The following is a 14771-nucleotide window of genomic DNA, read 5'->3' as shown; positions in this document are numbered from 1 at the left end:
GTAAAATCACTTATTTTTTATCTGGTAAAGCATACGCAACAAGGTAATCACCTAGTTTCGTACCAAATGAACCATGACCACCAGCCATGATCACAACATATTGTTTACCATTTGCTTCATAAGTCATTGGAGTCGCTTGACCACCTGCGGGTAGACGACCTTCCCACAAAGTATCACCATTCGTTACATTGATTGCACGGATATAGTTATCTTGTGTTGCGCCTACAAACATGACATTACCAGCAGTCGAGATTGATCCACCAAGACCCGGTACACCAATTTTCACAGCAGGTAATTGGAACAATTTCGGTAAACTGTCACGAATTGTACCAATACGTTTTTTCCAGACCACTTCATGTGTATTTAAATCTACACCCGCAGTAAAGCCCCATGAAGGTTGTTTACAAGGTAAGCCAAGTGGTGACAAGAATGCTTTGATTTCCACCCCATAAGGTACGCCATACATCGGTTGCACGCCTTGTTCAGTACCCGCACCTTTCGCAGTTTGCTCACGGTTTGGATCTGTAGGAATCAACTTAGTCACAAATGGCAAGCCAATTGGGTTCATCACAGCAACTTGACGGTCTTGGTTCACCGACATACCACCCCATTCAAATACCCCAAGGTTACCTGGGAATACCAATGTGCCATTTTCAGAAGGTGGTGTATAAATACCGTCGTAGTTTAATGATTTGAAATACACACGACACATCAACTGGTCAAACATAGTGGCACCCCACATTTGTTTATCAGTCAATTTATCTTTTGGTGCTAAATCAAAATCAGAGAATGGTTGAGTTGCAGAATAATACTCACCTTTAGTTTGTGGACCACGTTTTACAGTTTGTGGAACCGCTTTTTCAGTGATTGGCACAATCGCTTTACCGGTACGACGGTCAAGGACGAATGCATTACCTGTTTTGGTTAAGACATAGATCGCAGGAACAGTATTACCTGATTTATCTTTGATATCTGCCAATGAAGGTTGAGATGGTACATCCATATCCCACAAATCATGATGCGTGGTTTGGAAGTTCCAGATCAATTTACCAGTCGAAGCATTAATCGCAAGCATTGAATTTGCATAGCGCTCATCTAATGGCGTACGGTGACCACCGAAGATATCCGGAGTACCCACACCTGTTGGAACATAGACGATATCTAATTTTTCATCATATGCTAAAGGTGCCCATGCATTTGGAGACGCAACAGAGAAGGTTTTTCCTTCGCCCGGCATAGCATTCGGGTCTTGCGCCCCTGTATCAAAGATCCACAATAATTCACCAGTATTAACATCATAACCACGGATGACACCAGATGGCTCTTTAGTCGAGAAGTTATCAGTTGTTGAACCGCCAATCACAATGGTTGTGCCAGTAACCACTGGAGGTGAAGTTGGGATATAACCGCCCGGATACGGATAAGGCATATCTTTTTGTAGATCGACTTCGCCATTATGACCAAAATCACTACATGCTTTACCTGTGTCAGCATTGACTGCAACCAATCGACCATCATTTACAGGCAAGATCACTTTGCGCGGACATTCAGTAGAAGTCGAGCGTTTGTTCTCTAAGCTTTTTGCAAACTGAGTGGTATTTGCAGCGTCAAAATAAGACACACCACGACATGTTAAATGTTGATAGGTATTGTCCGCTTTAAGTTTAGGATCGAATGCCCATTTTTGTTTACCTGTCGCAGGATCAAGTGCAATTAAACGTTGGTGAGTTGTACACATAAACATGTCATTGCCGACTTTAATCGGAGTGACTTGGTTTGTGGTTTCACCTGAGTCATTTTCTGTTGGTAACTCACCTGTACGGAAAGTCCACGCTACTTCTAAATCTTTAACGTTGTCGCTATTGATTTGGGTGAGTGGAGAATAACGTACACCACCTTGTGTACGACCATAGGCAGGCCAATCTTCAGGAGCAATACCCTCAATCGCTTTGGCTGTTTGAGGTTGTGCATTTTTAATTTCACCGTGAATTTCTTGCGGATCATTAAAAATTGAATAGATCATCACGATAATCGCAATCACCAGTGTGCCTGATAATGTAATTTTCGCAGTTTTGCCATTTTCCATACCGCGTGTCACGGCAGGAATCAGTAACCAAAGGCCCAATAAGCCTAAAATATCAAAACGCGGTGCAAGTGCCCAAAAGTCAGAACCTGCCTCCCAAAGTCCCCAAATCACTGTACCCAGCATCAACGCTGCATAAATGTATAAAGAACTGTTTTGAATTTTTCTTAAGTATATTGCTGAAGCCAGCATTAACAGGCCGGCGATAATGTAGTACCAAGAACCGCCAAGGACTGCCAGCCAGATACCACCAATCAATAGAACTAAGGCGAAAATTGCCATCACAACGACGGTAAATGTTCGCATCCCAGTTCCAGTAGATGGGTTGCTCATGTTGACCACCTCTATTGTCGAATGTTGTATTTGGTGCGTGAAACACATTCAACACACCACCGTTTTTATGTCGCAAAGAGAAGTTGTTACAAAAACAATTCAAGGGGATATATCGTAATTTTTCTCAGAATTACCGAATTGCTTTTATAAGAACTCTAATTTGACATCAATTAAAATGCTGTTTGAAATTTGATACCGCCGACCCACGCATTCTCACCATTTTTGTAAGCACCGACGTGACGGATATATTGAATATTAGGACGAATAGTTAGCCAGTTTGCCGCATGAATACCGTAGTAAATTTCTGCGTCATACTCTTCACTTTGTAGACCGCGTGCATCAACGCTGTTATTGGCAATATTAGCGTCATTCACATCATCATTCATGCTGATACGACCTAAGCCAATCGCGATTTCATCCTGAGGACGTGCATCGAATGCACCTTTGTAGACCAAGCCAATGTTTTGCATATCACTCACATTATTGGTGTCTGAGTCATGCACGGTGATATTCACAAAACCGCTTAAGCCACGTGAAGCATCGTCTTTGTGTGCTGTCAGTTGTTGTTTCGCCACAATCCAACCACCTTGATGGTGATCTTTTTCATTTACTGGGCTATCAATGACATCGGCATCAGCGGTACTGTAGTAGTAACCTGCACGGTATTCACCCGGTAGCTTTTGTGTCCCCACTTTTGGAGTCCACACCACTTCAGCAGGAATAATCGCACCTTTAGAACCATCAGTACTCAAGTTCCAACCTTTACCACGTTTTAGATTTTCAGGGTTGTATTCATAAACCCCGACTTGTGCGTAGAGTTCAGGCTGAATGTTATATTTCACGCGAGCAGCCCATTGGCTGACTGGCCAGTTGTACCATTGGTCACCGACCCAGTTACCCACTTGTGAACCACAAAGTGCTAAGTTTTGAAAGTCACAGTCAAAGCTGTTGAAATCTTCACCTTCACCAAAACGACCGACTTTAATATCTAATTTTTGGTCTAAGAATTTTTTCTTGATCCAAAAATCAGTCAAACGCCAAGTTTGACCACGACCCCACACTTCTTGTGTTGCACTTAAATGACCATTTAATGCATCTGAAGTTTGAGACAATGAACGACCATTACGTTCAGTGATATTGATTTGTGCTTCGGTATCTTTCCAACCCGCAATTTTTTCTAAATCGAGATGTGCCCCGATCGCGAATTGGTCCGCATATTCAGTGCCATGACTTGAAGCATGCTTTGCATCTAACAAAGTAGCTAATTCGCCACCATAACTAAAACTAAAATCGTAACCTTTCTGTTGAAGCGCTGTTCGTTGACCGTTCCAATCACCGAACATCCATGGGCTTTCAGAACTGAAAGCATCTGCAGTAGTTGCCGCTTGGGTTGCTGAACCCGCAAGCATTATTCCGAGGCTAAGATATAAAGATCCAAGTTTACTCACAGCTATTTTCATTTGGAGACCTATATACCAATTGTGTTAATAGTTCATATAATACTCTCACATTTGTATAATTTATTTATTTTTTTGTTAACAACTCTCAATATTTACATAGATGTTTATCTAATTAAGAGATTTTAAAGGTTTTATTGCTTAACTTATCACCTTTTTTTATACCATTCATAACCAATTATCCGCACCTAAAGTTTTACCCACATGGGTATAAATCAATGCTGATCTAGAAAATTTAATCGGACATGCCAGTTGAGTTTGTGTCATTGTGTCGCCTTCTTGTAGCGGAACTTCAACACACCAATGCCGCTCTTGGGCCAATTGTGAATTTAGAGCTTCGTCCAAACTTAAAACTGGTTCCACACAGACATCTTGAGAGGCAAAAATCTTTTTCCACTCAGCCCATGTTTTGGTTAGTATTTTTCGGGCAATTGCATGCTTAATTTCAGTCTGGTCTTGCGGATCAAATGACATGCCTTGCGTCGCTAAAGCGGGTAAATCGAGAATTTGCGCCAATCCATGTAAAAACTGTGGCTCCAAACCACCTATAGACAGATAACGACCATCTTGGGTTCGATAATAGTCATAGAAACTTCCGCCATTCAGATGTGCCGTCTCTGCCGCGGTTACCGCATTGGCAGCCAATACTCCTGCTGCAGCCATATTGTTCAATGCTACGGCACAATCGGTCATGGAAATATCAATATATTGTCCTAAACCGCTACGGTAACGCTCAATCACCGCAGCTAAGATGCCAGTAATCGCATGCATTGATCCGCCTGCGACATCGGCAATTTGAATCCCCATCGGTGGCGGGCCACTATCTTGGCGTCCGCTATGACCTGAAATGCCCGATAAAGCCAAGTAATTGATGTCATGCCCTGCACGGTCTTTGTAATGTCCGGTTTGACCATAACCCGTAATCGAGCAGTAAATAAGTCGCGGATTAATTTCGGCTAAAACTGCATAATCCAAACCCAAGCGTTGCATGACACCTGGACGAAATTGTTCCACCACAATATCAAAATCTGAAATTTTGGCTTTGATCAATTCAATACTTTTCGGATCTTTTAAATCTAATGCGATGGATTGTTTATTGCGATTTAAATAACTATGCGCTGTGGCTTGCCCATTGGCATAAGGTGGCATCAAACGAACCAGATCAGGACGCGTCGGTGACTCAATATGCACAACTTCCGCACCCATGTCAGCCAAATACAAGGTCGCAAATGGCCCTGGGAGTAATGTCGAAAAGTCGAGTACTTTCAATCCTTTTAAAGCAGCTTCCATGGATATTTTTCTCTAATTGTGTAGATTTTTTATCCATGGTAGAAATATAAAATGATTAAAACAATGTCATGTTCAGCCATTTACCTTGATAGTTTCGGCAATTTACCATGTAAAAATGGTAAAACCGCTGTTGTAAATTGCCATGATTTCTTTTTTTAGCGTCATTTAGGTCAAACATTTGTGAACATTAAAGAGACTGAAGGATTAAACATGAGTCGTGATACGATCAGTATCCATTTCGTCAACGCAGCCTTAACTGGTGTGAAACGTCTCGGCATGGATGTCGAAACTTTATTGTCTCATGTTGGCATTGAGGCTGAACTTCTACGCCAACCCAAAGCGCGTATTTCACCTGAACAATACACACGTTTTATTAAAATGTTGTGGATGGTGACCCAAGACGAACACGTCGGTTTTGATATTCAGCCGCGCCGCTTGGGTACTTTTGCCATTATGTGCCAATTGATTATTCATGCAAAAACCCTCGGTGATGCACTCGAATTGTCTTCGCAGTTCTACAAACTGTTTGGTGACGAATGGTCGGTGACACTAGAACGTGATAAGCACGAAGCACGTTTAGTTCCTCAAATTCCAAAATCTATGGACCCAGACCATTTCATTACAGAAAGTATGCTGATGATTTGGCATGGTCTCGCTTCTTGGTTGATTGAACGTCGTCTGCCTTTAGAGCGTGTTCACTTCGGTTATGAACGTCCTGAACATGCTGACGAATATGATGCCTTGTTTTTTGCACCTGTCATGCAGTTTGATACACCACGAACTGAAATTACATTTGCAGCGGATTATTTAGATTTACCCATTCGTCAAAACGAAGAAACGCTTGAAGAATTCTTAAAAGCGGCTCCTGCACAGTTATTGGTTAAATTTAAAAATACCAATTCATTAACATCTCGTATCCGAGATGTGCTGAAGAGTCAAATTGGCGAAGAAATGCCAACCTTGAACGATGTTGCTTCAATGCTGTATCTATCTCCGCAAACACTACGTCGTCGTTTAGCCGCTGAAGGTAAGAGCTACCAAGGTGTAAAAGATGCTTTACGTCGAGATGCTGCAATTCACTTATTGCTTAATCCAGACTTAACGCTTGAAGATGTTGCACAGCAAGTCGGCTTTAGTGAAACCAGTACTTTCCACCGTGCATTTAAAAAGTGGACCGGTGTAACACCAGGCCTATATCGCCAATTACATGGTTATCATTAAGCAATATTCAAAAATAGCATTCTCTAAAACCTGATCTCGATCAGGTTTTTTTATTTCGGAAAATCTGCACGTTGTTTTTGACAAAGCAATGGATCGACGGGCGTGATCACGCGTTTGCCATCCTGTATCCGATACATTTCTGCCTTGGTCACATGATCATTTCGATCATACTCACAGGCTAAACCGCCCGTCCCCTCATCTGAGGGATGAATGCGATAGATCATATAAATATAAAAACCGATCATGCATACAAAACCTAAGCAGCCTACTAGTACTAGCCAAGCTAGACCTTTCAACACTCGCTTCACATTTTTATGCATAAGCAGATCTTCAATATGTACTGAATCGATAGCAACTGATCTTAACCGATCCTCGCTTTCAATGTGCAGGTTGATTTTTATCTTATTCAGCAGCAAGCGTTGACCAAAAATATCAAACGACTCGCCCGTTCTCATCATTGCACTAGGTTGATTAATCCGTACACTCAAAAAACCAATAAAAATTTATAGATCATAGGGACAGGATTATGAGCGAGGCTTACATCATTGATGCCATTCGCACACCGCGCGGCAAAGGAAAAAAAGACGGTTCACTACATGCCGTTAAACCGATTAGCCTACTGACCGGTTTATTGAACGAATTACAAAACCGACATCAATTTGACACCGCTGCAGTTGACGACATTGTACTGGGCTGCGTGACCCCCATTGGTGACCAAGGTGCAGACATTGCAAAAACCGCAGCCATTGCAGCAGGTTGGGACAATGATGTGGCAGGCGTACAAATCAACCGTTTTTGTGCATCAGGTTTGGAAGCCGTAAATATGGCTGCACAAAAGGTGCGTTCTGGCTGGGAAGATCTGGTGGTTGCAGGCGGTGTAGAGTCGATGTCTCGTGTGCCGATGGGCAGTGACGGCGGCCCTTGGGCGCTCGATCCTGAAACCAATATGGCTTGTGATTTTATACCACAAGGCATTGGGGCAGATTTAATTGCCACCATTGACGGTTATAGCCGAGCAGATGTGGATGCCTTTGCAGCCAACTCTCAGCAAAAAGCCGCCGCAGCGCAAGCCAATGGTTACTTTGACCAATCTGTCGTTCCAGTTAAAGACAAAGCAGGCGTCACTGTTTTAGCCAAAGATGAATTTATTAAACCAACGACCACAGCAGAAGGCTTAGGCAAACTCAACCCAAGTTTTGCCATGATGGGTCAAATGGGCTTTGATGCCATCGCCTTACAAAAATATCCTGAAGTCGGCGCAGTCAACCATGTACACCATGCAGGGAACTCATCGGGCATCGTTGATGGTGCTGCCGTAGTATTGCTTGCCTCTGAAAAAGCGATCAAAGAACAAGGCCTAAAACCGCGTGCCAAAGTGCTTGCCACTGCATTGGTGGGTGCAGACCCAACCATTATGCTGACTGGCCCTGCACCTGCTGCACGTAAAGCCTTAGCTAAAGCTGGCTTAACCATTGATGATATTGACCTATTTGAAGTGAACGAAGCTTTTGCAGCAGTCGTGATGCGTTTTATTACCGAACTCAAGGTGGACCCTGCCAAAGTCAATGTGAATGGCGGTGCAATTGCATTAGGACATCCGCTGGGTGCAACAGGCGCCATGATTTTAGGCACCCTGATGGATGAACTGGAACGCCAAGGTAAAAAGCGCGGTTTAGCGACCTTGTGTGTGGGCGGTGGTATGGGCATCGCAACGATTATTGAGTTGGTATAAGGAGACTAAAATGAGTGCAATTCAATTTGAAAAAAATGCCGATAATATCGTCATTTTAACTTTAGATTCTCCAAACCAATCTGCCAACACCATGAATGCAGACTTCCGTACGGCACTGGCTGAAACGGTAGACAAACTGCAAGCAGATGAAAATATTGCAGGGATTATTTTCCGTTCCGCAAAAAAAACCTTCTTTGCAGGCGGTGATTTAGACGAACTGATTCAAGCTACACCTGAGCATGCAACTGAATTCTTCAATATGATTGAAGAAATGAAAGCCAAACTGCGTTATATCGAAACACGCGGCATTCCTGTTGTTGCAGCCTTAAATGGCACAGCGCTGGGCGGTGGTTGGGAGTTAGCACTCGGTTGTCATTATCGAATCGCACTGAATGATGCTAAGGCGAAATTTGGCTTACCAGAAGTAACTTTAGGCTTACTACCGGGCGGTGGCGGTATTGTACGTATGGTCCGTTTATTGGGTCTGCAAAATGTATTTCCACTCTTAATGGAAGGCAAACAAATTGGTGTCGAAAAAGCCAAATCATTAGGGCTGATTCAAGACACTGCAGATAGCCTTGAAGAATTGATGGACAAAGCCATTGCGTGGGTCAAAGCCAATCCAAAATCACAGCAGCCCTATGATGTAAAAGGCTATAAAATTCCGGGCGGCACACCATCGACTCCAGCGGTGGCGCAAATGCTCGCCATTGCCCCTGCTATGCTGCGTGACAAAACCAAGGGCTGTTACCCTGCGCCTGAAGCCATTATGTCAGCTGCGGTTGAAGGCGCTCAGGTCGATGTTGATACGGCGCTCACGATTGAATCACGTTACTTTACTTACCTTGCAACCGGTCAAATTTCTAAAAATATGATCGGCACCTTCTGGCATGGTCTAAATGCTATCAAATCAGGTGCAAGCCGTCCAAAAGACGTCGCGAAATGGCAAGCCACCAAAGTTGGTATTTTAGGCGCAGGCATGATGGGTGCAGGCATTGCTTATGCCACAGCATCAAAAGGCATTGCAGTTGTACTTAAAGATATCTCTATAGAAGCTGCTGAAAAAGGCAAAGCCTATAGCCAAAAACTGCTGGATAAAAAAGTATCTCAAGGTCGTTTAAGTGCAGAAAAACGTGATCAAGTTTTAGGACTGATTCATGCCACTGCAGATGCTGCCGAATTACAAGGCTGCGACTTGATCATTGAAGCGGTATTTGAAAATGTCGAATTGAAAGCCAAAGTGACTCAAGAAGCAGAAAGTTACTTGGCAGCCAATGGCGTAATGGCATCCAATACTTCAACCTTGCCAATTTCAGGCTTAGCCAATGCATCTCAAGATCAAGCTAAATTTATCGGTCTACATTTCTTTAGCCCTGTCGACAAAATGCAATTGGTCGAAATTATTAAAGGTAAAAACACATCAGCAGACACTTTGGCTAAAGCCTTTGACTTTGTGCAGCAAATTGGCAAAACGCCAATTGTGGTGAATGACAGCCGCGGCTTCTTTACCAGCCGTGTCTTTGGCACCTTTGTGCAAGAAGGTTTACGTCTATTGGCTGAAGGCGTACACCCTGCCCGCATTGAAATGGCAGCTCTGAAAGCTGGCATGCCTGTAGGCCCATTGGCGATTCAAGATGAAGTGTCTTTAACACTCTCTGAGCATGTTGCGGCCGAGACACGTAAAGCCTTGCAAGCCGAAGGCAAAGACCTACCACGTTCAGGTACGGATGAGGTGATTCAGACAATGATTCATGAGTTCGGACGTAAAGGTAAAGCTGCCGGCGCAGGTTTTTATGAATATCCTGAAGGCGGTAAAAAGCACCTCTGGGATGGCTTGAGCAAATGGCAGAATGATAATGCTATTTCTGAACAGGAAATGATAGACCGCTTCCTGTTTGTACAGTCACTTGATACCTTACGCTGCCTAGAAGAAGGTGTTTTGCAGTCGACAGTCGATGGCAATGTCGGTTCAATCTTCGGGATTGGTTTTGCCCCTTGGACAGGTGGTGCACTTCAATTTTTAAATCAATATGGTTTGGAAAAAGCGTTACTTCGTGCCAATACACTAGAAGCAAAATATGGCGAACGCTTCAAAGCACCGCAATTGCTGAAAGACAAAGTGGCGAAAGCTGAGCAGATTTAATTATTCATTTTGAGCATGCAAATTTTGCTGTTCAATCACATCAAAAGGAGCTTCGGCTCCTTTTATTTTTCCTTCGCATTCGCGTGTTTGCAAACAAGTCTAGATTTTACGCGAACTCTCATCTGTTTTATGTTATAAAGTAACAAGTTTTTTGATTTCTTTTTATCCGATTGAGTAGCTTGTTATGACTGATCATACTTCTCCTGAAAAATCACCGTGGGGCTGGAAGGCACTGATTATCTTCTGTATTTTAGGTGCGCTATTCATGGGTATTTTCTGGCTTGCTGTGACCAATGAACCAGACTATATGCCGAGCCAACAGAAAAAAGACAATACTCAACAGCATGCATTTAAAAATGCCCCTGTGATGTCAGAAGAAGCCTTGAAAAAGGCGCAAGCTGATCAAGCAGCTCGTGAAGCTTCTGCGCCGACTGCAGCAGATATGCAGATGACTGAAGAACAACATGCACATATGGATGACATGAGCCCTGAACCTACTGCATCGAATGATCATGGCCACTAAGCTTTGACCCAATCTATGCAAAAAAAACGCTTAAAATATTAAGCGTTTTTTTATTTATAAACTTCGAATTTTAGGTATTTAAGCTAAGGTCATATACATATCTTGATGCGGAATACCACAATCTAAATATTCATCACCTTCAACAGCAAAACCCAACGCTGCATAAAAAGGGATAGCATGCACTTGTGAAGATAGTTTTAAATATTCACGTTGCTCTAATTTCGCTTGTTCGATAATCGCTTGCATCAAGATTTTACCAATACCCTGACCGCGATAGGCCTTTAAAACAGCAACACGACCTATACTGTTATTTTTCAACAAACGTGCAGTTGCAATAGCTTTCATCCCATCATGAACAATAAAATGCAGTGAAATCGCATCTTCTGCATCCCATTCATCTTCGGACGATATCTGCTGTTCTAAAATAAAGACCTGTTCACGTATCGGCCGAGCTGCAGATGCCAGTTGCTCCCACGGACCAAATTGAATATTTAACTGCTGCATCCCTTCATCCTTTAGCATTTACAGCCAATATCTTGCTGGTCCCATTGATCATTCAACAATAATTCTAACGAATGCTTTTGAATGCCATACATGTCTTTTAAAGCTTGGATCTGCGCCAATACCGCTTGATCAGGTTCGACATAGTCTGCACGTTTGGTTGCCAAGATCATTTTATTTTTACTGGTATGTTCAAGTGCCACAAATTCAAAGACTTTGGTTTCATAACCATATGCTTTCAATAAAAGTGCACGAATCGTGTCAGTAAGCATTTCTGCTTGCTGGCCTGCATGAATACCAAATTGCAACATCGGTGCAAGTACTTGCGGCGCTTTCAATTGCGGACGCAGTTCTTTATGACAACACGGCGCACACATGATCATTTGCGCATTTAATCGAATACCGGTATGAATCGCAAAGTCCGTTGCCACATCACAGGCGTGCAGCGCAATCATGACATCTAAGCGCTCAGGCGCATAGGTACGAACATCGCCTTGGAAAAAATCCAGTTGGCTGAAATTCGACTGCTGAGCAACGCTTTGGCAAAATTCCACCATTTTTGGATTCAGCTCAACCCCAGTCACTTTAGGCACTTGCTGGTGTTTTGCTAAATAATCATATAATGCAAAAGTTAGATATCCCTTGCCTGAACCAAAATCTACAACATGTAGAGATTGATCAGTCTCTTTAATCTGACTTAAAGCGCCTGAAAAAATTTCTACAAATTTATTAATTTGTTTCCATTTACGCGCCATGCTCGGAATAATTTGTGCTTTGGCATCCGTAATACCGAGTGGTTGTAAGAAATAACTGTTTTGATCGACATAGCGATGTTTTGCTCGATCATGCCCTTGCTGCTCCGTATGATTTTTCCCAAAAGCAGGCTGCTTTTTGCTAATGCTTAGCATCACTTTCTTTTTATTTTTTTTGAGCTGAATTTCTTCATCCAAGGTCATCAGGTTGGCTTGCTTACAACAGCTTAATAAACTTTCGACTTGTTGATTTGCAGATGCGATTGGATAGTTTTTGGTGATGTCTTGGGTTTTGTAACGATATAAACAGCTAAGAAATGACTCACCTTGCAGCGAAATGACTCGTAAGGTCATTTTTTCTAATTGGTCTAATTCACCTTTATACTGACTCAAGATCATGCGATCAAAACGCTGTGTTTCAATGGCTTGCTGAAAGGCTGCTAAAAATTGCTGCTCTTGCGTAGAGGGAGAAGCCAATGATGACATAATATAAACCTAGATAAATTTGCAAAACAATTTTAAATCTTCTTACACCAAAAGCAAAATTGAATTACTATACACTTGTATATTTAAATTATTATAAAAGATACGTTATGAATGCTCCCCACCTTTTAACTTATGACCCAGCTGAAGAAAGACTGAATTTCTATACCCATGCTTTCGGTGCAGCGTTGTCTGTCATTGCAGGTATCCTATTGATTTTAAAAGGATCATACCTTCAAACTGGACAATGGCTTGCGCTTTGGGTGTATGCATTCAGTATGCTGTTATTGTTTTCAGCCTCGAGTCTATATCACTTCGCAGAATCTCCTGAGCGCCGTGGTTGGTACAAAAAACTCGACCATACCGCAATCTATTATTTAATTGCAGGTACTTACACCCCGTTTCTGGCAATCGCACTGCCTACCGCAAAAGCGCATTATTTACTCATTGCACTGTGGGTCATTGCTGCAATTGGAACACTATTCAAATTAATATTCATTCATCGTTTTCAAAAGATTTCGTTGATTGCATATTTGGTGATGGGATGGCTTGCAGTACTGGTAATGGATGATATGCAACGCTTTTTATCTGATCAAGCTTTAACCTACCTGATCATTGGCGGGCTATCTTATACAATCGGTGCATTGTTTTATGCCTTAAAAAAGGTAAGATATACACACGCTATCTGGCATATTTTTGTATTGATAGGTGCAGGATCACATTTCCTGTCGATTTATCTCTACGTGATATAACCCACTGACACTGCATTCTTTAGTGACCCTAATTCCGCAGTTCGTAAGTTGGTATTTCGTATTTTTTTAAGAAATTACGCCTTTTTTAAAAAGATTACGCTTTTAAAACTAAGTTCAATTATTTTTAGTAAGTGTAAGGTCCACCATGGCGTCTTCAAGTGCTGCTGCCACTGAACAGCAACCAACAAATTCAAAATTCCGCGTACTTACAGCAAGTCTTGTAGGTACCACAATCGAGTTCTTCGATTTCTACATCTATGCAACTGCGGCTGTAATTATCTTCCCGCATCTGTTCTTCCCTGCAAGTACAGATCCAACAACTGCAACAATTCAATCTTTAGCAACGTTTGCGATTGCCTTTATTGCTCGCCCGATTGGCGCAGCATTCTTTGGCCATTTAGGTGACCGTATCGGTCGTAAAGCCACATTAGTTGCCGCTCTCCTCACCATGGGGATTTCGACAGTATGTATCGGCTTGCTTCCAACCTATGCTCAAATTGGTATCGCTGCTCCGCTCATGCTTGCACTTTGTCGCTTAGGTCAAGGTCTGGGTTTAGGTGGTGAATGGTCAGGTGCCGTGCTACTTGCAACTGAAAATGCGCCAGAAGGCAAACGTGCTTGGTATGGTATGTTCCCTCAATTAGGTGCGCCAATCGGCTTTATTCTTGCAACAGGCTCATTCTTGACCTTAGGTCACTTCATGTCTGAAGCTGAGTTTATGCAATGGGGTTGGCGTATTCCATTCATTGCAAGTGCGCTATTGGTTATTGTCGGTCTGTGGATTCGTTTAAAACTACATGAAACACCAGCATTCCAAAAAGTTTTGGATAAGCAAAAAGAAGTAAATATTCCGTTCAAAGAAGTGATCACTAAGCACTGGGGAATGTTAATTCTCGGTACGATTGCTGCGATTTGTACATTCGTTGTGTTCTACTTAACCACAGTATTCGCTTTACAATGGGGTACAACTCAGCTTGGTTACACACGTGAAGAATTTTTAAAACTTCAACTGGTTGCCACACTTTGTTTCGCTGCCTTCATTCCACTTTCTGCTGTATTTGCTGAAAAATTTGGTCGTAAAACGACTTCGATTGCGGTATGTGTTGTATCTGCATTGTTTGGCTTAGTCTTCTCAAGCATGCTTGAGTCTGGCAGTACTGCGATGGTGTTCTTATTCCTATGTATCGGTCTTGCGATCATGGGTTTAACCTATGGTCCAATTGGTACGGTATTGTCTGAAATCTTCCCAACGTCTGTACGTTACACAGGTTCAGCTTTAACCTTTAACATGGCTGGTATTTTTGGTGCATCTTTCGCGCCATTGATCGCAACTAAACTTGCAACTGGCTATGGTTTATATGCAGTAGGTTACTATCTAACTGCAGCATCAATCCTTTCATTGATCGCGTTCTTAATGATTCGCGAAACCAAAAATGATGATGTGAATAATCAGGTTTAATCTGCACATAATAAAAAAGCCAGCGCCTATTGCTGGCTTTTT

At 42.4% G+C, this 14771-nt stretch carries 12 protein-coding genes; 6 read left to right on the top strand and 6 right to left on the bottom strand.

Features of this window, described 5'->3' with window-relative positions; all coding sequences use genetic code 11:
• Nucleotides 1-10: 10 nt before the first annotated feature.
• The 3 genes from AVJ20_RS09335 to AVJ20_RS09325 form a co-directional block, all read right to left on the bottom strand.
• Nucleotides 11-2416: a glucose/quinate/shikimate family membrane-bound PQQ-dependent dehydrogenase gene (locus AVJ20_RS09335; RefSeq protein ID WP_111885011.1), complete on the bottom strand. Its 2406-nt coding sequence runs from the start codon at nucleotides 2414-2416 to the stop codon at nucleotides 11-13.
• Nucleotides 2417-2586: 170 nt separating this feature from the next.
• Nucleotides 2587-3825, bottom strand: a complete 1239-nt coding sequence (locus AVJ20_RS09330; protein ID WP_228157192.1) for a carbohydrate porin — start codon at nucleotides 3823-3825, stop codon at nucleotides 2587-2589.
• Nucleotides 3826-4041: 216 nt separating this feature from the next.
• Nucleotides 4042-5163, bottom strand: coding sequence for a CaiB/BaiF CoA transferase family protein (locus tag AVJ20_RS09325; protein WP_111885009.1), 1122 nt, complete (start codon nucleotides 5161-5163; stop codon nucleotides 4042-4044).
• A 210-nt stretch (nucleotides 5164-5373) separates the two neighbouring features.
• On the opposite strand from AVJ20_RS09325, the gene AVJ20_RS09320 reads away from it, so the two are divergent.
• Nucleotides 5374-6384, top strand: a complete 1011-nt coding sequence (locus AVJ20_RS09320; protein ID WP_078190094.1) for an AraC family transcriptional regulator — start codon at nucleotides 5374-5376, stop codon at nucleotides 6382-6384.
• Between the two features lie 50 nt (nucleotides 6385-6434).
• Here the strand turns inward: AVJ20_RS09320 and AVJ20_RS09315 are convergent, their stop codons facing one another.
• Entirely contained in the window at nucleotides 6435-6704 is a 270-nt protein-coding gene (locus AVJ20_RS09315) for a hypothetical protein (RefSeq protein ID WP_111885037.1), read from the bottom strand.
• 206 nt (nucleotides 6705-6910) lie between these two features.
• On the opposite strand from AVJ20_RS09315, the gene AVJ20_RS09310 reads away from it, so the two are divergent.
• From AVJ20_RS09310 to AVJ20_RS09300, 3 genes are all read left to right on the top strand, one after another.
• Complete coding sequence (locus AVJ20_RS09310; RefSeq protein ID WP_111885008.1) at nucleotides 6911-8116, top strand: acetyl-CoA C-acetyltransferase; 1206 nt, start codon at nucleotides 6911-6913, stop codon at nucleotides 8114-8116.
• Between the two features lie 10 nt (nucleotides 8117-8126).
• The gene (locus AVJ20_RS09305; protein WP_111885007.1) at nucleotides 8127-10259 is read left to right on the top strand and encodes a 3-hydroxyacyl-CoA dehydrogenase NAD-binding domain-containing protein; all 2133 of its coding nucleotides are present in this window, start codon (nucleotides 8127-8129) and stop codon (nucleotides 10257-10259) included.
• A 184-nt stretch (nucleotides 10260-10443) separates the two neighbouring features.
• Nucleotides 10444-10782: a hypothetical protein gene (locus tag AVJ20_RS09300; protein ID WP_078194261.1), complete on the top strand. Its 339-nt coding sequence runs from the start codon at nucleotides 10444-10446 to the stop codon at nucleotides 10780-10782.
• 78 nt (nucleotides 10783-10860) lie between these two features.
• Here the strand turns inward: AVJ20_RS09300 and AVJ20_RS09295 are convergent, their stop codons facing one another.
• Entirely contained in the window at nucleotides 10861-11286 is a 426-nt protein-coding gene (locus AVJ20_RS09295) for a GNAT family N-acetyltransferase (protein ID WP_228157191.1), read from the bottom strand.
• Between the two features lie 11 nt (nucleotides 11287-11297).
• Nucleotides 11298-12521, bottom strand: coding sequence for a class I SAM-dependent methyltransferase (locus AVJ20_RS09290; RefSeq protein ID WP_111885005.1), 1224 nt, complete (start codon nucleotides 12519-12521; stop codon nucleotides 11298-11300).
• A 107-nt stretch (nucleotides 12522-12628) separates the two neighbouring features.
• On the opposite strand from AVJ20_RS09290, the gene trhA reads away from it, so the two are divergent.
• Nucleotides 12629-13270, top strand: a complete 642-nt coding sequence (gene trhA, locus AVJ20_RS09285) for a PAQR family membrane homeostasis protein TrhA (protein WP_111885004.1) — start codon at nucleotides 12629-12631, stop codon at nucleotides 13268-13270.
• A gap of 145 nt (nucleotides 13271-13415) precedes the next feature.
• Nucleotides 13416-14729, top strand: a complete 1314-nt coding sequence (locus AVJ20_RS09280; RefSeq protein WP_111885003.1) for an MFS transporter — start codon at nucleotides 13416-13418, stop codon at nucleotides 14727-14729.
• Nucleotides 14730-14771 lie beyond the last annotated feature (42 nt).

Source organism: Acinetobacter sp. CFCC 11171, assembly GCF_003268405.1.
In the GTDB taxonomy this organism is placed as follows: domain Bacteria; phylum Pseudomonadota; class Gammaproteobacteria; order Pseudomonadales; family Moraxellaceae; genus Acinetobacter; species Acinetobacter amyesii.
Note: the sequence above shows the minus strand (reverse complement) of the source record. Positions and strands in the feature narration are given on the sequence as shown.

What these genes read in the sequence shown, in the direction of transcription:
- AVJ20_RS09335 (WP_111885011.1), bottom strand. Translation starts at nt 2,416, where the DNA reads ATGAGCAACCCATCTACTGGAACTGGGATGCGAACATTTACCGTCGTT.
- AVJ20_RS09330 (WP_228157192.1), bottom strand. Translation starts at nt 3,825, where the DNA reads ATGCTTGCGGGTTCAGCAACCCAAGCGGCAACTACTGCAGATGCTTTC.
- AVJ20_RS09325 (WP_111885009.1), bottom strand. Translation starts at nt 5,163, where the DNA reads ATGGAAGCTGCTTTAAAAGGATTGAAAGTACTCGACTTTTCGACATTA.
- AVJ20_RS09320 (WP_078190094.1), top strand. Translation starts at nt 5,374, where the DNA reads ATGAGTCGTGATACGATCAGTATCCATTTCGTCAACGCAGCCTTAACT.
- AVJ20_RS09315 (WP_111885037.1), bottom strand. Translation starts at nt 6,704, where the DNA reads ATGCATAAAAATGTGAAGCGAGTGTTGAAAGGTCTAGCTTGGCTAGTA.
- AVJ20_RS09310 (WP_111885008.1), top strand. Translation starts at nt 6,911, where the DNA reads ATGAGCGAGGCTTACATCATTGATGCCATTCGCACACCGCGCGGCAAA.
- AVJ20_RS09305 (WP_111885007.1), top strand. Translation starts at nt 8,127, where the DNA reads ATGAGTGCAATTCAATTTGAAAAAAATGCCGATAATATCGTCATTTTA.
- AVJ20_RS09300 (WP_078194261.1), top strand. Translation starts at nt 10,444, where the DNA reads ATGACTGATCATACTTCTCCTGAAAAATCACCGTGGGGCTGGAAGGCA.
- AVJ20_RS09295 (WP_228157191.1), bottom strand. Translation starts at nt 11,286, where the DNA reads ATGCAGCAGTTAAATATTCAATTTGGTCCGTGGGAGCAACTGGCATCT.
- AVJ20_RS09290 (WP_111885005.1), bottom strand. Translation starts at nt 12,521, where the DNA reads ATGTCATCATTGGCTTCTCCCTCTACGCAAGAGCAGCAATTTTTAGCA.
- trhA (WP_111885004.1), top strand. Translation starts at nt 12,629, where the DNA reads ATGAATGCTCCCCACCTTTTAACTTATGACCCAGCTGAAGAAAGACTG.
- AVJ20_RS09280 (WP_111885003.1), top strand. Translation starts at nt 13,416, where the DNA reads ATGGCGTCTTCAAGTGCTGCTGCCACTGAACAGCAACCAACAAATTCA.